Below are 17874 nucleotides of genomic sequence, written 5' to 3' on the forward strand. Positions count from 1 at the left end.
TGCAAGCGCTAATTCTGGCGCCCGCGGCAGTAAGTGGCTGAAAAAGCATATCCTAATGCAATCATTGAGAGAATCTGGAGGTTCTCGTGTTGATGCGGGGTCGCAGGTAGCTGCCAGCCGGCAGAGGCGGCGACTGCAGTCAAACTCGGCTGCCCAACATGGCGCATTTCGCAGGTCGATGGATCGAGGCTCCCCCGGCGGAGCCTCGTCTCAGCCGGTCAGGCCGCGGCCACGTCGTCGGTTGCCGTATCGGCCGCCACGGCGGAAGAACCGTAGGTATTGTGGTAGGCCTGAAGGGCCGTCTGCATATCGCTCAACACCTTGGTGAGGAGTGGATCGCTGTCGCCTGACGTTTTGATGCTGCTCGTATCGGCGGCGAGGAATTCGGCCTCGGTCAACTTGCCGTCGCCATTCGTATCCATCGAGGCGAAGACGCCCTTGGAAGAGTCGTCGCTCTGATCGCTGCCGTCACTCTGATCATCGCTGCCGTCGGTCTTCTGCAGGGACAGCATCAGCGACAGGATGTCGGCGGTGATCTTCTTGACGATATCGCTGCTCTTGTCGTCGCTGTCGCCGGTCGAGGCCGTGCTCGCCGTCGAGGACTGCGAAGCGGCGGCGAGTTCGTCCGGCGAAATTACGCCGTCGCCATTTTTGTCGAGACTGGAAAGCGGAGACGGGTACTGGGTCAATGTGCTGCCGAGAGATGAAACACTGGTCACTTGAACCTCCTTCGAAAAGTTCGTCGTGAAGCCCGCCTTTCATGGGTGGGCAGCCTCCGGGCTAAGCTGATTTGCGGAAAGCGTCAAAGCGACGTTTTGACAGGGGAGAAGTGCGATTGACGAGGCGGGGCAACGCACGTTAACCTTTCGGTTACCAAAATAATTTCATTGAAAATATTGGATTTTTTGAACGCCGGTATGTTCTGGCGCGCGCGAATTTATGCCGCTTATCGGATGAGATCGCGCCGGCGCGGCTGGCGGAACGAGCGGCGGCGGATGCGGCCTGCTTCGTGCTGCTGCGGCATTTCGTCCATCTTCTCGGCAGGCGATGCCGGATCGATCTTGCTCGCGGCCGCGATTTCTGCCTTTCTTGCCTCAGAAGCGGGAAGCGAAACCATGTCCGAGCCCGGGCCAGAGGAAAAGATCGATGCGACGTTCCGCAACGGATCGCTGACGGCGACCGGGATCATTCTCGGTTTTTCTCTCAATTTCATCAGCCTTTGGGTCTCCAACCCGAACGACTGGAGCCGTGTCGATCTGCTGCCGATGTCGTTCCTGACCGTCGGCATCGTCATTCAGGTGAAGGTGTTTGCCGATCTTTTGGCGCGCGACTCGTTGCTTGCGGTCAAATATGATCGATCGCGGCGGCTCTTCCTGATCGGATTGAGCATCGTCGCCACCGGAATGGGGATCGCCTTGCTGAACGATATTCTCGGGCTCAGCAGTATGCGGATGTTCGGGTGAGAATTCCCACTCGCCGCAAGATCACACGCGCTCGACGAACCCGTCCAGCACTCGCTTCTGGCCCGCGCGATCGAAATCGATCGTCAGTTTGTTGCCCTCGATGCCGGTAATGTTGCCGTTGCCGAATTTCAGGTGGAAGACGCGGTCGCCGAGGGTGAACCTCGACGGTTCCGACGAGGTCGATTTCGCCACCAGCTCGCCTTCGATCGTGCGCCCCTTCGGGCCGCTTTCACCGTAGCCGATGCGTTCGACCGCATGGCCGGAGCGGCTGCCCCAATTGTCGCGGGTGGCGTCGGTCTTGTTGGCCTGGGCGCGTTTCCAGCCGGGGGTGGAATAGGAGTTGGCGAAGGGTTCGGCCTTGTCGAAGCGCGACTGGCCGTAGCCGCCGCGGCCGTAACCGCCGTAGCTCTGCTCCATCTCGGCGACCTCGACATGGGTTTCCGGCAGTTCGTCGAGGAAACGCGAAGGCAGGGTCGATTGCCAGAGGCCGTGGATGCGGCGGTTGGAGACAAACCAGATGTGGCAGCGGTGCTTGGCGCGGGTGATGCCGACATAGGCGAGGCGGCGTTCTTCCTCCAGGCCGGCGCGGCCGCTTTCATCCAGCGAGCGCTGGTGCGGGAAGAGGCCTTCCTCCCAGCCGGGCAGGAAGACGGTGTCGAATTCCAGGCCCTTGGCCGAGTGCAGCGTCATGATCGAAACGGCGTCGAGGTTCTCGTTGGTCTCCGCATCCATGACGAGCGAGACGTGTTCGAGGAAGCCGCGCATCGACTCGAAGCTTTCCATCGAGCGGATCAGTTCCTTCAAGTTCTCGAGGCGGCCCGGCGCTTCGGCGCTTTTGTCGTTCTTCCACATGTCGGTATAGCCGGACTCTTCGAGGATCTGCTCGGCAAGTTCGGTATGCGGTGTGTTTTCAAGCAGTTCCTGCCATCGGCGGAAAGATTGAATCACGTCGAACAGGGCTTTGCGCGCCTTCGGCTTCAGCTCGTCGGTCTCGATGATGTCGGCGGCGGCCGCAAGCATCGGGATGTCGCGGGCACGCGCGTAATCGTGCAGGGCACGCACCGTCGTGTCGCCGAGGCCGCGCTTCGGCGTGTTGATGATGCGCTCGAAGGCAAGGTCGTCGGAGGCTTGAGCGACCAGGCGGAAATAGGCCATGGCATCGCGGATTTCCAGGCGCTCGTAGAAGCGTGGGCCGCCGATGACGCGGTAATTGAGGCCGAGGGTAACGAAGCGGTCTTCGAATTCGCGCATCTGGAAGGAGGCGCGCACGAGGATCGCCATGTCGTTCAAGAGATGCTTGTTCCGCTGGAGCTGCTCGATCTCCTCGCCGATGGCGCGGGCTTCCTCCTCCGAATCCCAGGAGGCGTGGACCTGCACCTTGACATCGTCGGGATCGGAGCGGTCGGTGAACAGCGTCTTGCCGAGCCGGCCTTCATTATGGGCGATCAGATGGGCGGCAGCGCCGAGGATATGTTCGGTCGAGCGATAATTGCGCTCGAGCTTGATGACCTTGGCGCCGGGGAAATCCTTCTCGAAGCGCAGGATATTGTCGACCTCGGCGCCGCGCCAGCCATAGATCGACTGATCGTCGTCGCCGACGCAGCAGACGTTCTGCGGCTCGCCCTTAGAGCGCTGGGCGAGAAGCCTGAGCCACATGTACTGGGCGGTGTTGGTGTCCTGATACTCGTCGACGAGGATATAGCGGAAGCGGCCGTGATATTCCTTCAAGAGATCCGGATTCTTGCGGAAGATCGCGATTGGATGCATCAGCAGGTCGCCGAAATCGCAGGCGTTCAGTGTCGTCAGGCGCGCCTGATAGGCAAAATAGAGGTCGCGGCCGCGGCCATTGGCAAAGGCGCGGGCATCGCCCTCGGGGATATCGGCCGGGCCGAGACCCTTGTTTTTCCAGGTGTCGATCATGCCGGCGAACTGCTTGGCCGGCCAGCGCTTGTCGTCGAGACCCTCGGCCTGGATCAGCTGCTTGATCAGGCGGACGACGTCGTCGGTGTCGAGAATGGTGAAATCGGAGCGGAGGCCGACGAGCTCGCCGTGGCGGCGCAGCAGCTTGACGCCGATCGAGTGGAAGGTACCGAGCCACGGCATGCCTTCGACGGCGCCGCCGACCAGCAGCGCGATACGCTCCTTCATCTCGCGGGCGGCCTTGTTGGTGAAGGTGACGGCGAGGATCTGCGAGGGGAAGGCGCGGCCGGTATTGAGGATATGGGCAATGCGGGTGGTCAGCACCCGCGTCTTGCCGGTGCCGGCGCCGGCAAGCACGAGGACTGGGCCTTCCAGCGTTTCGACGGCTTCGGTTTGTTCCGGGTTCAGTCCGGCGAGATAATCCGGCCGCTTGCCGCCGTCGCGGGCCGCCATGGCGCGCGCGGCAATGCCGCCGCCAGCGGGCGCGGCAGGCGGCTGCGGCTTGCGCGCCATCTCACCCGGCTCTTCGTCGAAAAAGGGAATATCGTCGAAACTATTGCTCATGGCGCGTAATGTAGTGATTCGGGAAGGAAAGACCAGAAAAGATGTTCTGCTTTCATTCCCGAATCGCCGCTATCCCAAGGGGTTTCCCCAGGCTCGGAAGTCGCGGCTGGGATGTCCATACAGCGGCGGCGGCCGAAAAAAACTGATGCAGCCTGTCGGAACCGATCCAGGGCGGGCGTCCTTGGATCATCGGACAACGGTCCGGATCAACCGTCAACAAGGAGGCAGTTCATGCCGAAGGTCGTTTCAAATCTCTGGTTTGCCGAGGAAGCCCGCGAAGCCGTCGAATTCTACGTGTCGATCATCCCGAATTCCAAGATCGGCCGCACCACCATATTGCCGGCGGAAACGCCGAGCGGGCCTCCCGGCAGCGTCGAGCTGATCGAATTCACGCTTGGCGACCAGGCCTTCCTGGCGATGAAGGCCGGCCCGCTCGACAGCTTCAACCATTCCTTCTCGATCGCGATCCTGCTGGAAAGCCAATCCGAGATTGATCGGATATGGGAGGCATTCCTCGCCAATGGCGGCACGCCGGAGGCCTGCGGCTGGCTTAGGGATCGCTGGGGTCTTTCCTGGCAGATAGTGCCGCATAGTCTTTCCGAAATGATCGCCGACAGCGACCGCGAGCGGGCGAAGCGCGTGACCGAGGTGATGCTCGGCATGGTCAAGATCGATGTCACTGCGCTGGAGGAGGCGTTCAACGGCTGAATTGGGTCGGCGGGCGCATGAACTGGCGGCGGCCGGGATGCGCCCGATTCCATCTGTCAGGGGCGGATCGGCACGTGCTGTCCAGCATCGACTTTGCGCAGATTTGGCTGCCAATCGTCGATTTTTCGAGAGTTCGAATCACGGGCGACATTGCACACCCTTTTCATCTTTCTGTCACGTCGCGAAATGTGCTGATACCGCGATGGTGGTTTTTTCAACTATAATGAGAAACAGTTTCGTAGAGTAAAAATAACCGGTGCATGCACGTTTTTGTGCGTTGCCAGAAACAGCCGGTGAGCGTCGAATATACCTGCGAAATTATTGATTCTTAGGAACGTCATAGCCATCTCGATGGTTATAGACTTTGAGCCTGCGGCATAACCTTACTGGAGGGCCCATGCTGAACGAATCCGTATTCGATGCGTTTACGCGCAGTTATGAAGCGCGCCGCGAAACCGATATGTCGGTGCAGGAGTATCTCGATCTCTGTAAAAAGGACCCGATCGCCTATGCCAATGCGACGGAGCGCCTGCTCGCCGCGATAGGCGAGCCGCAGATGGTCGACACCGCCAGGGATGCGCGCCTCGGGCGGATCTTCATGAACAGGACCATCCGGATTTATCCGGCCTTTGCCGGCTTCCATGGCATGGAAGAAACAATCGAACGCATCGTTTCCTTCTTCCGGCATGCCGCGCAGGGGCTGGAGGAGCGCAAGCAGATCCTCTACCTGCTCGGCCCGGTCGGCGGCGGCAAGTCGTCGCTGGCGGAGCGGCTGAAGCTCTTGATGGAGGTTCATCCGATCTATGTGCTGAAGGCGGGCGACGAGATCAGCCCCGTTTTCGAAAGTCCGCTCAACCTCTTCGATCCGGACACGATGGGGTCGCTGCTGCAGGAGCAATACGGCATCCCGCTGCGGCGCCTGAACGGGCTGATGAGCCCGTGGTGCCTGAAGCGGCTTGACGATTTCGGCGGCGATATTTCCCGCTTCCGTGTCGTCAGAGTTCAGCCTTCGCGGTTGCGCCAGATCGCCATCGCCAAGACCGAGCCCGGCGACGAGAACAATCAGGATATCTCGTCGCTGGTCGGCAAGGTCGACATCCGCAAGCTGGAAACCTATTCCCAAAACGATCCCGACGCCTACAGCTATTCCGGCGGGCTTAACCGCGCCAACCAGGGCATCCTCGAATTCGTCGAGATGTTCAAGGCACCGATCAAGATGCTGCACCCGCTGCTGACGGCGACGCAGGAGGGCAATTATATCGGTTCGGAGAATATCGGCGCCATACCCTTCTCGGGTATCGTGCTGGCGCATTCGAACGAAGCGGAATGGCAGACCTTCAAGGCCAACAAGAACAACGAGGCCTTCATCGACCGCATCTGTGTGATCAAGGTGCCCTATTGCCTGCGGGTGATGGAAGAGCAGAAGATCTACGAGAAGCTGATCGAGGGATCGGAACTCGCGGACGCGCCATGCGCCCCGGCGACGCTCGAAATGCTCGCCCGCTTCTCCGTGCTTTCACGCCTGCGCAAGCACGAGAATTCGACGTTCTTCTCGAAGATGCGCACCTATGACGGCGAGAGCCTGAAAGAAACCGATCCGCGCGCCCGCAGCGTTCAGGAATACCGGGATGCTGCCGGTATCGATGAGGGCATGGACGGCATATCGACCCGCTTCGCCTTCAAGGTGCTCGCCTCTACCTTCAACCACGACACCACCGATATCGGCGCCGATCCGGTTCATCTGATGTATGTGCTGGAGCAGTCGATCCGCCGCGAGCAGTTTTCCGACGACGTCGAGAAGCGCTATCTGGAGTTCATTAAGGCCGATCTTGCGCCGCGTTACGCAGAGTTCATTGGCAATGAGATCCAGAAGGCCTATCTTGAATCCTATTCGGACTACGGACAGAACCTGTTCGACCGCTACGTCGATTATGCCGATGCCTGGATCGAAGATGTGGACTTCAAGGATCCCGATACCGGCCAGCTTCTCGACCGCGAGCTCCTCAATCAGGAACTGACGAAAATCGAAAAGCCGGCGGGAATCGCCAATCCGAAGGATTTCCGCAACGAAATCGTCAAGTTCTGCTTGAGATCGCGGGCAGCCAACGGCGGAAAGAATCCGTCATGGACCAGCTACGAGAAAATCCGGGAAGTCATCGAAAAGCGAATGTTCTCGCAGGTCGAGGATCTTTTGCCGGTCATTTCCTTCGGGTCGAAGAAGGATTCCGAAACGGAAAAGAAGCACAGCGAATTCGTCTCGCGCATGGCCGCGCGGGGTTACACCGAGAGGCAGGTTCGACGCCTTGTGGAATGGTACATGCGCGTCAAACAGGCAAGTTAATGCGGAGCCATTATGCACATTGTCGACCGGCGGCTAAATCCGCGCGGTAAAAGTCTGGAAAATCGGCAGCGGTTCCTTCGACGCATGAAGGGCGCCGTGCAGCAGGCGGTGAAACGCTCTCTGCAAAACCGCAACATCCGCGACGTGCTCGACGGCGGGGAGATCAGCCTGCCGATCGATGGAATGGCCGAACCGAATTTGCGACGGGGCGGCGGCGGCATCCGCGATCACATCCTGCCTGGAAACAGGGCCTTCGTCGAAGGCGACATCCTTCCTCGCCCGCCGGGGAGCCGGGGCGGAAAACCCAAGGATGCGGGCGAGGGCGACGGCGAGGACGGCTTCCGTTTCGTGCTGACGCGCGAAGAATTCCTCGACGTGTTCCTCGACGATCTGGAACTGCCGGACCTTGCCAAGCGGCGCCTGGCCGAAACCGAGGAGGAAACGCCGTTCCGGGCCGGCTATTCCGTCTCGGGATCGCCCTCCAACATCGCCGTCGGTCGCACGACGAAGCTCGCGATGATGCGCCGTGTCGCGCTTCACCGGCCGCGCCGCGAAGAGATCGAAGCCCTGCAGCGGCAGATCGAGGAATGCGAGGACGATGAGAGCCGCCTGCTGCTTGAGGCAAAACTCAAATCCCTGACGGAGAAAAGCCGGCGCATTCCCTATATCGATCCGCTCGACGTCAGATATCGCCGTTTCGAAAACGAGCCGAAGCCCGTGGCAAAGGCTGTGATGTTCTGCCTGATGGACGTGTCTGGCTCCATGTCGGAACACATGAAGGACCTGGCGAAGCGTTTCTACCTGCTGCTCTACCTCTTCCTGTCGAAGCGCTACAAGAAAGTGGAGATCGTCTTCATCCGCCATACCGACAGGGCCGAGGAGGTCGACGAGGAAACCTTCTTTTACGGTCCGGCGACCGGCGGCACGCTGGTATCGAGCGCGCTTGCTGCGATGCGGGCGATTATCGCGGCGCGTTTCGATCCGGCGGAGTGGAACATTTACGGCGCCCAGGCCTCGGACGGCGACAACGCCCATTCGGACGGAAACCTGACCGGCCATCTGGTGCGCGAGATTTTGCCGCTGTGCCAGTATTTCGCCTATATCGAGGTTGGGGAAGAAGGCGGCGACTCCTCGGTATCCCGTTCGCCTCTCTGGATGCTCTATGACGGGATCCGGTCCGAACTGCTGCCGCTCTCGATGCGCAAGGTCTGCCGGCGAAGCGAGATATTTCCGGTTTTCCACGATCTCTTCCAGAAACGTGAAGCGCAGTCGAAGGTAACGCCATGACGACGATGCTGAGGTCGAAAGAGCTGCTTCTGTTTGAAGGTGCCGATTGGGATTTTTCAACGCTGCAGCGGATCCACGACGCCTGCGAGGAGATCGCGCTTAACGAACTCGGCCTCGACGTCTACCCGAACCAGATCGAAGTCATTACCTCGGAGCAGATGCTGGATGCCTATTCCTCCACAGGCATGCCGCTCTTCTACCGCCATTGGTCCTTCGGCAAGCACTTTGCCCATCACGAAGCCTTCTACCGCCGCGGCATGCGCGACCTTGCCTATGAGATCGTCATCAACAGCTCTCCGTGCATCTCCTATCTGATGGAGGAGAATACGGCGACGATGCAGACGCTCGTCATCGCGCATGCGGCTTTCGGCCATAACCATTTTTTCAAGAACAACTATCTCTTCAAGCTCTGGACCGATGCGGAAGGCATTCTCGACTACCTCGATTTCGCCAAGGGCTATATCTCGCGCTGCGAGGAACGTTATGGAGAGGTGGCCGTCGAGCGCACGCTCGACGCGGCGCATGCGCTGATGTCGCACGGGGTGCATCGATATGCCGGCAAGAATACGCTCGACCTCCGCCAGGAGGAGAAGCGGCTGCAGGAGCGGCGCGCCCACGAAGAGCAAATGTTCAACGATCTGTGGCGCACGGTTCCCGTCGGCAAGGCCAAGAAGGCGGGCGACATCGGCCTCGAAAAGCGCCGCGCCGCCCTCGGCCTTCCACAGGACAACATCCTGTATTTTCTCGAGAAGACGGCGCCGCGGCTGCAGCCATGGCAACGCGAGATCCTTCGCATCGTCCGGCACGTCGCCCAATATTTCCATCCCCAGCGGCAGACCAAGGTGATGAACGAGGGAACCGCCACTTTCGTCCACTACCAGATCATGAACCGGCTGCACGAACGCGGGCAGATCAGCGACGGCAACTTCCTCGAATTCCTGAAGTCGCATGCCAATGTCGTGTTCCAGCCGAATTACGACGATCGCCGCTTCTCGGGCTTCAATCCCTATGCGCTCGGTTTTGCGATGATGCAGGATATCGAGAGGATCGTGACGACACCGACGGAAGAGGATCGCGCGTGGTTCCCCGATATCGCCGGACGCGGCGATGCGATGGGTGTCCTGCGCGACATCTGGGCCAACTACCGGGACGAAAGTTTCATCAGCCAGTTCCTGAGCCCCAACCTGATCCGGCAGCTGCGGCTGTTCCATCTCTACGACGATCCGGAACAGGCCGAGGGGGTGCTGGTTTCGGCGATTCACAACGAGCGCGGCTATCTCCGCATTCGTCGCCAGCTCTCCCGCGAATACGATATCGGCTGGACCGATCCGGCAATCGATATCGTCGATGTCGACCTTGCCGGCGACCGGCGTCTGTTGCTGCAGCACATCGTCGTGAATGGGTGCTATCTCCAGGAAGACGATACGAAACTTGTCCTGCAACATCTCGCCGATCTCTGGGGCTACGACGTCTTGCTTCAGGAAATCGACAGTTCCAGCACAGTGGCGAGAGAACACACGGCGAGCCCGCGCAAGATCGTTCAGTAATCCAGCGTTTTTCTTGAAGTGCCGGATTTGGAAGGCTCGGCAACCGATGGTGGGCCGGTAAAGGTCTTGTTTGCTTCCTGCTGGCGGTATATATCATGATAGCTATCGCAATGCGGAGGCTATCGTGGCATCGAAAACGGCTAAGATTTTTACGACCGGCCGCAGCCAGGCGGTGAGGCTCCCTGCGGAGTTCCGCTTCGAGGAGAGCGAGGTGTTCGTTCGTCGTGATCCGAAGACCGGTGATGTCATATTATCGCGCAAGCCGGATTCATGGGATGGCCTTTTCGAACTCCATGGCAGAGATCAGATTCCGGACGATTTCATGGGGCCGGCCGACCGCAGCCAGCCTTCGCAAGATCGTGATCCGTTCGAAGGCTGGAAGGAATGACGGCGTGGATGCTCGACACCAATATCGCTAGCCATGTCATCAAGGGCGATCGGCCGGAGATCCTTAAAAGGCTGGCGGAGCTTCCGATGGATGAGATCGTCATCTCATCGGTCACGGAAGGGGAGTTGCTTTACGGACTTGCCAAGCGAGGCTATCCGAAGGCGCTATCCGAGCGGGTCAAGCAATTCCTGCTCAGGGTAGATGTTCTCCCCTGGGATCACGACGTCACGCGAGCCTATGGCGACCTGCGCGCTGCCTGCGAAGCCAAAGGCGTGACTCTGGCGCCCCTCGATATGATGATTGCCGCCCACGCCGTCGCAACTGCCGCAACCCTCGTCACGCGCGACAAGGCTTTTGCCCGCATTTCGGAGCCTTTGAAGCTCGATGACTGGGCGAATGAAGGAAGTTGAATCGTCCAAGCCGCCTCGCATACCCGGAAAACGCGGGTCGACGATCAGCAATTATCGGTGGTAACGAACACAAAGGCTTAGTAACTTACCGCCGCTGCGACCGCCCACGATCTCCTATCGACCAGTTTCAACCTTTGCAGCGATCTTTCCGGGATGGATAGCGCGGAGACGAGAGACCATGAGTGACACGCGGCGCAAGCTGACGACGATCTTCTGTGCTGACGTGCAGGATTATACCCGGCTGATGGGGGCCGACGAGGAGGGGACGCTTGCCGCGCTGAAGCGTTGCCGGGAGGCGATGGGGCGGCTGATCGAAAGCCATGGCGGCCGCGTCATCAATACCTGGGGCGATGGGCTGATCGCCGATTTCCCGAGCGTGGTCGAAGCGGTGCGCGCGGCTGTCGACACCCAGAACGAACTGGCGGGCTTCAACGCCCGCCGTCCGGCCGACGGGCGCATGCTTTTCCGTATCGGCATCAATCTCGGCGACGTGATCGTCGAAGGCGACGATATTTATGGCGACGGCGTTAATATTGCGGCGCGGTTGCAGGCCTCGGCTGCGGCCGGCGGCATCGTCATATCGAGCACCGTCTACGACCAGGTCCGCAATAAGGTGGCCGTTGGTTTCGAGTTTCTCGGGCCGCTGACGGTAAAGAACGTCGATGAGGGCGTGCCGAGCTATGCGGTCAAGATCGGCGATGCCAGGGACGAGACGCCGCCTGCCGGACGATCCGGTCCAACGCGACCGCAGCCGCAGCCGGCGGCGGTTATGCCCGCTGATATGGCCGAGGCAAGGCCGGCACCGGGCGGACGCAGGCTGTACGGCGTACTCGGCGTCGTCGCCGCGGTCCTGATCGGCATCAATCTTCTATCGTGGCAGGGCGTTTTCTGGGCGCGTTTTCCGGTGCTTGCGCTCGGCGTCATCGCGGCGCTCGCCTGGAACCGCGACCAGATCCGGTTCCATCGCAAGATCACCTCGCTGGCGATCCTGGCGCTCGGCCTTGTCGGCATCAACCTCTTGACCTGGACGGGGCAGTTCTGGGCGGTATGGCCGATCCTCGCAATTACGGCCGTCATGGGCCTGCGATGGTCGATGCGCCGATAGGCACCCAACCCGCATCGTCTGAGATTTGCCACCGCATCTCGCCCGAAATCGGCGGCGTCAAAGACGTGCGTGAGTGTCCGTTCAAGCAAAAGTGAGCGGCCGGGTTATTTCCATTCTTTGCTGATATTACAAATCGGTAATGCCGGCTGCTTATGCTTGCCGGTAAGCTGTAAACGCGCGATATTGTCGCATCTACAGGGATATTGATCCCGCAGCGCCTCTTTCGACCGACCCTGGTCCAACCTCGAGTCCCTCTGGAGACGTGCATGGCCTTTTGGAAGCAGTTTATACTTTCGCTCATCGTCATTATTGCCGGCTTTGCCGCGTGGGTTTTTTTTGTGCCCGGCGCCGGCGATATGATGCGCGATGCAGGTATTCCAGACGGCATCGTTTCCAGAATTGCGCCGAAGGCTGAGGACACGGCGGATGCCGACGCGCCCACCCGGGCGCAGGGGCAGCAGCGTGGCGAGGGACAGGGGCAGGGGCAGAATCGCCGCAATGGTGGCGGGCGCAACGGCGCCATTCTCGTCGCGACGCAGGCCGTCGTCCAGGGCGTCGTCAACGACCGACTGAACGCCATCGGCACCGGTGACGCGATCCGTTCGGTCGCGGTGACGGCGCAGGCATCGGGCACGATCCGCGAAATCCTCATCAAGTCTGGCGACAAGGTAAAGGCCGGCCAAGTGCTCGCCAAGCTCGACAGCGAGGAGCAGGTGATCGCTCGCGGCCAGGCTGATGTGGCGGTCAAGGCCGCTGTCGAAAAATCCAACCTCTATCACAACATCAAGTCCAGTGTGTCGCGCATGGACGTGTTCGATTCCGAGATCGCCGAGCAGGGCGCGCGGCTGCAGCTGCAGGCAGCCGAGCTCAATCTCGCACGACGCAACATTATCGCGCCGATCGACGGTATCGTCGGCATCGTGCCGGTCAACATCGGCGACAACGTCACGACGAGCATTCCGATCGTCACGCTCGACGACCGGTCGGAAATCCTGGTCGACTTCTGGGTGCCGGAGCGCTTCTCCAATACGGTGTCGGTCGGCCAGCCGGTCGAGGCGATGTCGGTGGCAAAGCCCGGACAGGTGTTTTCGGGCATGGTCGAGGCCGTCGACAACCGCATCGACGCGGCAAGCCGCACGCTTCGCCTGCGCGCCAAGATCGACAACAGTTCGGATGAACTGCGCGCCGGCATGTCCTTCAGCGTCAGCATGAAATTTCCCGGCGATAAATATCCGGCCGTCGATCCGGTTTCCGTGCAGTGGGATTCTCAAGGCTCTTTCGTCTGGCTGGTCAGCGACGACAAGTCGCGCAAGGTGCGGGTCAGCGTCGTGCAGCGCAACCCGGATTTCGTGCTCGTCAAAGCCGATCTCAAGGACGGCGACAAGATCGTGACGCAGGGCCTGCAGCGCGTGCGTGAGGGCGGGGCGGTACGGGTGAGCGCCGATGTTGCCGCGAATGCGGAGGTCGCGACCCAATGAGCGTGACCGAGATTCATCAGGACAGGGCTTCGGGCAAGCAGAGCTTTACCGCGCTTTTCGTTCGCCGGCCGATCCTGGCGCTGGTGTTCAACACGCTGATGGTCGTCGCCGGCCTTGCGGCTTATGTGGGCGTTGAGGTGCGCGAACTGCCGGATGTCGACCGTCCCGTCGTCACCGTGCGCACCAGCTTCGACGGTGCGTCGCCGCAGACGATCGACCAGGAACTGACCAAGGTGATCGAGGGGGCTGTCGCCCGCGTCAGCGGCCTGAAGTCGATCTCGTCGACCTCTTCCTTCGGCCAGAGCCGGGTGACGCTGGAATTCTCGGACGCGATCGATCTCGCCGTTGCGGCCAGCGACGTGCGCGACGCAATCGGTCGCATCACCCAGAACCTGCCCGACGAGGCGGATGCGCCGCAGATCGTCAAGGCGGATTCGGATTCCTCGGCGATCATGCGCCTTGCCGTCACCTCCACCAAGCTCAACATGGACGACCTGACGCAGCTGGTCGAAAACGAGGTGATCGATCGCCTCGCCTCCGTCGACGGTGTCGCCGACGTCGAGGAATATGGCGACCAGGAGAAGGTTTTCCGCGTCGATGTCGACCAGGGGGCGCTGGCCAGCCGCGGGCTGACCGTCGGCGATCTGACGAAGGCGCTCGACAATGCCGCACTCGACGTGCCGGCCGGCTCGCTGAAGAGCCCGACGCAGGATATCGTCGTGCGCGCCACCGCCAACCTGCAGACGCCGGCTGATTTTTCCAACGTCATGCTGCAGGACCGCGTTCGTCTCGGTGATGTCGCGACGGTGACGCTCGGACCCCGCGACGGCGAAACGGCGCTACGCTCCAACGGCAAGCCAGGCATCGGCCTCGGTATCATTCGCCAGGCGCAGTCGAACACGCTGAACATCTCGACCGGAATCAAGGCCGCCGTCGACCAGCTGTCGAAGACGCTGCCGGAGGGAACGACGATCGCCATTACCAGCGACGACGCCGTCTTCATCCAGGGCGCAATCCACGAGGTGGTGCTGGCCTTGGTGCTTGCCGCCGTCATCGTCACCGCCGTCATCTATCTCTTCCTGCGCGATTGGCGGGCGACGCTGATCCCGGCGGTCAGCATGCCGGTGGCGCTGATCGGCACGCTGGCGGCGATCTACATGGTCGGCTTCTCGATCAACATCCTGACGCTGTTGGCGATCGTGCTGGCGACCGGCCTCGTCGTCGACGACGCGATCGTCGTGCTCGAAAACATCGTGCGCCGACGTGCCGAGGGTATGGGGCCGCGGGCGGCCGCCGTGCTTGGCACGCGCGAGGTGTTCTTCGCGGTTATCGCCACGACCGCGACGTTGGCGGCCGTATTCATCCCGCTCTCCTTCCTGCCGGGGCAGGTCGGCGGCCTGTTCCGCGAATTCGGCTTCGTGCTTGCCTTCTCGGTCGGGCTGTCGTCGATCGTGGCGCTGACGCTCTGCCCGATGCTTGCCTCGCGCATGCTGACGAAGCCGATGCTTGAGGATCACGGCCTACTCGGCCGCTTCGGCGGGGCGCTTGCCGATCTTTATAAATGGGCGCTGCACGGCTGCCTCAACGCGCCCTTCGTCGTCATTCTGTTCTCGGTGATCTTCGCCGGTGCGGCGGTTATCGCCTTTTCCACCGTCAAAAGCGAGCTGACGCCGGAAGAGGACCGATCGATGGTGATGATGCGGCTGACGACGCCGCAGGGATCGAGCCTCGAATATACCCGCGACAAGATGCAGCTCGTCGAGGAATATCTGCAGCCGCTCGTCGATGGCGGCGACATCCGCAACATCTTCTCGATCTCCGGCCAGGGCGGTTCTTTGAATAGCGGCTTCATGGTGCTGACGCTGGCCCCCTGGGGAGAGCGGCACAGGACGCAGGCGGAAATCGTCGGCGATATCAACCAGGCGGCATCAAAGGTGCCGGCACTGCGCGGCAACGCCATCTCCTCCAACAGCCTGCGCATCCGCGGCGCCGGCAGCGGCGTGCAGATGGCGCTGATCGGTAATGATCACGAGGCGCTGACGGCGGCGGCGGCCAAGCTGGTCCAGGCGCTCGACGCCACTGGCCGGTACGACACGCCGCGCCTGACCAACGAGCCCAGCCAGGCGCAGGTGTCGGTGGCGATCGACCGCGAGCGCGCTTCCGATCTCGGCATCGACATCACCGGGCTTTCGACGGCGATCCAGTCGCTGCTCGAAGGGCGCTCGGTGGTCGACGTCTTCGTTGACGGCGAATCCTATCCCGTGCTTCTGACCTCGACGACGCGGCCGATCGATGATCCCACAGACCTCGAAAACGTGTTCCTGAAGACCGGCGACGGCAAGATCGTGCCGATGTCGGTCATCGCCACGATGAAGGAAGGCTCGGTCGCGCCGCAGCTCAATCGCGAGCAGCAGCTCGCTTCCGTGGCGATCACCGCCGGCCTGAAGAACGGCATGTCGCTCGGCGACGCCGTCAAACAGGTGACGGAACTTGCCGCGCCGCTGCTGCCGGCGGGATCGCGTCTGCTGCCGCTGGCGGAAGCCGCAACGCTCGAAGAGAATTCGAGCGGTATGGCGCTGACCTTCGGCTTTGCCATCGTCATCATCTTCCTGGTGCTGGCCGCGCAGTTCGAAAGCGTTCTGTCCTCACTGATCATCATGTCGACGGTGCCGCTTGGTCTTGCCTGCGCTGTCTTCGCGCTTGTGATCACCGGCTCCAGCCTCAATATCTACAGCCAGATCGGCCTCGTGCTTCTCGTCGGCGTCATGGCGAAGAACGGCATCCTGATCGTCGAATTCGCCAATCAGCTGCGCGACCGGGGCGAGGACGTGCGCTCCTCGATCGAGAAGGCCTGCGCGTTGCGTCTTCGCCCTGTCATGATGACGATGATCGCCACCATCCTCGGCGGCGTACCGCTGGTCTTTGCCCATGGCGCGGGCGCCGAAGCGCGCGTCGCGCTCGGCTGGGTGATCGTCGGCGGTCTCGGCTTTGCAACGCTGGTGACGCTGTTCATCACGCCGGTCGCCTATCTGCTGCTCGCCCGCTTCGCCAAGCCGCATGCCCACGAGGAAGCGCGCCTGCACGAGGAGATGGCGGTCGCCACACGGCCGCGCACGGCCCCCGACGAGGAGCAGCTGCAGGCTGCCGAATAAGGCTTTTATCCGATTTTGCAACGCCGCCGGACTTTGTCCGGCCGCGTTTCTCATGGTGTATGAAACCTTGAAAAATGAGATGAATTACTTCTGAAGTTTAGCCGTTTGTTAAGCATAAACGGCAATGATCGTTCCAGACACCGACTGGTCTTCTTCGTTTCTTGAAGGCCGCAGCGCTGGAGTGCCAGCGACCCCGGACATGAGCGTCCGCGCGGCACGGTTCATTTTTGTACAGTTTGCGTCTGTTGTGTTTTTGGAGTCTAGTTCCTGTGAGTATTTATCAGCGCGTTTCTGTGGACGCGGCGCTTCATGTGCTGCGCGATATCAATCGGAACATGACGGTCACGCAAAACCACGTCACGACCGGTATGCGTGTTGCTAAAGCCAGCGACAATGCCGTCTACTGGTCGGTCGCCACCACGGCGCGAACCGACAACAAGGCGATATCGGCGGTCCAGGATGCGCTCGGCATGGCCGCGGCGACGATGGGAACGGCCTATACCGGCGTTCAGAACGTCATCGACGTCGTCTCCGAGATCAAGGCCAAGCTGGTTGCCGCGACCGAAGACGGGGTCGACAAGAACAAGATCAACGATGAGATCAGCCAGCTGCAGGAGCAACTGCGCAGCGTGTCGGAATCGGCGACCTTCAACAGCGACAATTGGGTGATCCTCAATAACGACGCGACGCCGACGCAGCCGCGCCAGATTCCGGCCTCCTTCATCCGCAATGCCGACGGCACGGTCTCTGTGGGCATGCTGAGCTACCATATCGATACGACACCGGTCGGCGCCACGTCCTCCAAGGACGCGCGTTACCTTATCGACGATCGCGCGACCGGTACGGGCGAATACGGCGTGCTGACCTCGGACCATTTTGCCACTGAACTCGGCGCCTCGCAAAACTACGTGCTAATGACGAGCAAGAACGGTACCACCACGGGCCAAGTGGTGATCTCGCTCTCGTCAAGCACGACGGAGGGCCAGGTCAGCGAGATGATCAGCGTCGTCGATGCCGCGCTGTCGCAGCTGACGACGGTCGGCTCGGCCTTCGGCGCATTGGAAAAACGCATCAACCTGCAGAACGACTTCGCCACCAAGCTGCACGACAACAACACCGCCGGCATCGGCCGGCTCGTCGATGCCGACATGGAGGAGGAGTCCAGCAAGCTCAAAGCGTTGCAGACGCAGCAGCAGCTCGGGCTGCAATCGCTGAACATCGCCAATGCGACCTACGACACGGTCAGGCAGCTGTTCCAGAATTTCTAAAAGTTGATCATCCAACTACCCGCCTTCGTGGTTCGAGACGGCCCCTCGTTCGTCACTGCAATCGATTCACTCGATCGATTGCTCCGCTCCTCACCCTCATCATGAGGGCTAATTGTTGTGCCGTGCTGCTGCGTCTTCCGTTGGCAAGCCGCGACCTGTCTCCGGTCTCATCCTGAGAGCCTGTGAATGTTTGCTGGCGGCGGCGATTGGATTGTGATTCTGTTGGGTCGTTGATTTGCCTGG

15 protein-coding genes are annotated in these 17874 nt (G+C 61.0%); 11 read left to right on the plus strand and 4 right to left on the minus strand.

Annotated elements, in window-relative coordinates; all coding sequences use genetic code 11:
- Positions 1 to 218: 218 nt before the first annotated feature.
- Complete coding sequence (locus tag CO667_RS24685) at positions 219 to 719, minus strand: EF-hand domain-containing protein (RefSeq protein WP_097620917.1); 501 nt, start codon at positions 717 to 719, stop codon at positions 219 to 221.
- A gap of 227 nt (positions 720 to 946) precedes the next feature.
- Complete coding sequence (locus CO667_RS35485; RefSeq protein WP_179874214.1) at positions 947 to 1117, minus strand: hypothetical protein; 171 nt, start codon at positions 1115 to 1117, stop codon at positions 947 to 949.
- Between CO667_RS35485 and CO667_RS24690 the strand changes: the two genes are divergently transcribed.
- Positions 1116 to 1463 (plus strand): hypothetical protein, encoded by a 348-nt coding sequence (locus tag CO667_RS24690; RefSeq protein ID WP_097620918.1) that lies wholly within the window; start codon positions 1116 to 1118, stop codon positions 1461 to 1463. The two genes, CO667_RS35485 and CO667_RS24690, sit on opposite strands and share 2 nt — an antisense overlap.
- Positions 1464 to 1484: 21 nt before the next feature.
- Here the strand turns inward: CO667_RS24690 and CO667_RS24695 are convergent, their stop codons facing one another.
- Positions 1485 to 3947 (minus strand): UvrD-helicase domain-containing protein, encoded by a 2463-nt coding sequence (locus CO667_RS24695; RefSeq protein ID WP_097620919.1) that lies wholly within the window; start codon positions 3945 to 3947, stop codon positions 1485 to 1487.
- Positions 3948 to 4178: 231 nt separating this feature from the next.
- Here CO667_RS24695 and CO667_RS24700 point away from each other — a divergent pair, with 231 nt between their 5' ends.
- The 10 genes from CO667_RS24700 (at position 4179) to CO667_RS24745 (ending at position 17631) form a co-directional block, all read left to right on the plus strand.
- Complete coding sequence (locus CO667_RS24700; RefSeq protein WP_097620920.1) at positions 4179 to 4655, plus strand: VOC family protein; 477 nt, start codon at positions 4179 to 4181, stop codon at positions 4653 to 4655.
- Between the two features lie 397 nt (positions 4656 to 5052).
- The gene (locus CO667_RS24705) at positions 5053 to 6996 is read left to right on the plus strand and encodes a PrkA family serine protein kinase (protein WP_097620921.1); all 1944 of its coding nucleotides are present in this window, start codon (positions 5053 to 5055) and stop codon (positions 6994 to 6996) included.
- Between the two features lie 12 nt (positions 6997 to 7008).
- Entirely contained in the window at positions 7009 to 8283 is a 1275-nt protein-coding gene (locus CO667_RS24710) for a YeaH/YhbH family protein (protein ID WP_097620922.1), read from the plus strand.
- Positions 8280 to 9830, plus strand: a complete 1551-nt coding sequence (locus CO667_RS24715) for a SpoVR family protein (protein WP_097620923.1) — start codon at positions 8280 to 8282, stop codon at positions 9828 to 9830. The genes CO667_RS24710 and CO667_RS24715 overlap by 4 nt, the downstream gene beginning before the upstream one ends.
- 124 nt (positions 9831 to 9954) lie before the next feature.
- Positions 9955 to 10218 (plus strand): type II toxin-antitoxin system VapB family antitoxin, encoded by a 264-nt coding sequence (gene vapB / locus CO667_RS24720; RefSeq protein ID WP_097620924.1) that lies wholly within the window; start codon positions 9955 to 9957, stop codon positions 10216 to 10218.
- On the plus strand, positions 10215 to 10628 hold the full coding sequence (locus tag CO667_RS24725; protein ID WP_097620925.1) for a type II toxin-antitoxin system VapC family toxin: 414 nt from the start codon (positions 10215 to 10217) through the stop codon (positions 10626 to 10628). The genes vapB and CO667_RS24725 overlap by 4 nt, the downstream gene beginning before the upstream one ends.
- Before the next feature lie 178 nt (positions 10629 to 10806).
- Complete coding sequence (locus CO667_RS24730; protein WP_097620926.1) at positions 10807 to 11733, plus strand: adenylate/guanylate cyclase domain-containing protein; 927 nt, start codon at positions 10807 to 10809, stop codon at positions 11731 to 11733.
- A 266-nt stretch (positions 11734 to 11999) separates the two neighbouring features.
- Positions 12000 to 13211 carry an efflux RND transporter periplasmic adaptor subunit gene (locus CO667_RS24735; protein WP_097620927.1) on the plus strand — a complete coding sequence of 404 codons (1212 nt, stop codon included), beginning with the start codon at positions 12000 to 12002 and terminating at the stop codon, positions 13209 to 13211.
- On the plus strand, positions 13208 to 16363 hold the full coding sequence (locus CO667_RS24740; protein ID WP_097620928.1) for an efflux RND transporter permease subunit: 3156 nt from the start codon (positions 13208 to 13210) through the stop codon (positions 16361 to 16363). The genes CO667_RS24735 and CO667_RS24740 overlap by 4 nt, the downstream gene beginning before the upstream one ends.
- A gap of 269 nt (positions 16364 to 16632) precedes the next feature.
- Positions 16633 to 17631 (plus strand): flagellin, encoded by a 999-nt coding sequence (locus CO667_RS24745; protein WP_097620929.1) that lies wholly within the window; start codon positions 16633 to 16635, stop codon positions 17629 to 17631.
- 52 nt (positions 17632 to 17683) lie between these two features.
- Here CO667_RS24745 and CO667_RS35650 read toward each other — a convergent pair.
- Positions 17684 to 17874 (minus strand): hypothetical protein (locus CO667_RS35650; RefSeq protein WP_210421750.1); only part of this gene is annotated, 191 nt, incomplete at its 5' end.

The sequence above is a fragment of the Rhizobium sp. L43 genome, from assembly GCF_002531725.1.
GTDB lineage: Bacteria > Pseudomonadota > Alphaproteobacteria > Rhizobiales > Rhizobiaceae > Rhizobium.

Excerpts from the sequence above, each read along its gene's own strand:
- CO667_RS24690 (WP_097620918.1), top strand. The coding sequence starts at position 1,116 with ATGTCCGAGCCCGGGCCAGAGGAAAAGATCGATGCGACGTTCCGCAAC.
- CO667_RS35485 (WP_179874214.1), bottom strand. The coding sequence starts at position 1,117 with ATGGTTTCGCTTCCCGCTTCTGAGGCAAGAAAGGCAGAAATCGCGGCC.
- CO667_RS24695 (WP_097620919.1), bottom strand. The coding sequence starts at position 3,947 with ATGAGCAATAGTTTCGACGATATTCCCTTTTTCGACGAAGAGCCGGGT.
- CO667_RS24700 (WP_097620920.1), top strand. The coding sequence starts at position 4,179 with ATGCCGAAGGTCGTTTCAAATCTCTGGTTTGCCGAGGAAGCCCGCGAA.
- CO667_RS24705 (WP_097620921.1), top strand. The coding sequence starts at position 5,053 with ATGCTGAACGAATCCGTATTCGATGCGTTTACGCGCAGTTATGAAGCG.
- CO667_RS24710 (WP_097620922.1), top strand. The coding sequence starts at position 7,009 with ATGCACATTGTCGACCGGCGGCTAAATCCGCGCGGTAAAAGTCTGGAA.
- CO667_RS24715 (WP_097620923.1), top strand. The coding sequence starts at position 8,280 with ATGACGACGATGCTGAGGTCGAAAGAGCTGCTTCTGTTTGAAGGTGCC.
- CO667_RS24725 (WP_097620925.1), top strand. The coding sequence starts at position 10,215 with ATGACGGCGTGGATGCTCGACACCAATATCGCTAGCCATGTCATCAAG.
- CO667_RS24730 (WP_097620926.1), top strand. The coding sequence starts at position 10,807 with ATGAGTGACACGCGGCGCAAGCTGACGACGATCTTCTGTGCTGACGTG.
- CO667_RS24735 (WP_097620927.1), top strand. The coding sequence starts at position 12,000 with ATGGCCTTTTGGAAGCAGTTTATACTTTCGCTCATCGTCATTATTGCC.
- CO667_RS24740 (WP_097620928.1), top strand. The coding sequence starts at position 13,208 with ATGAGCGTGACCGAGATTCATCAGGACAGGGCTTCGGGCAAGCAGAGC.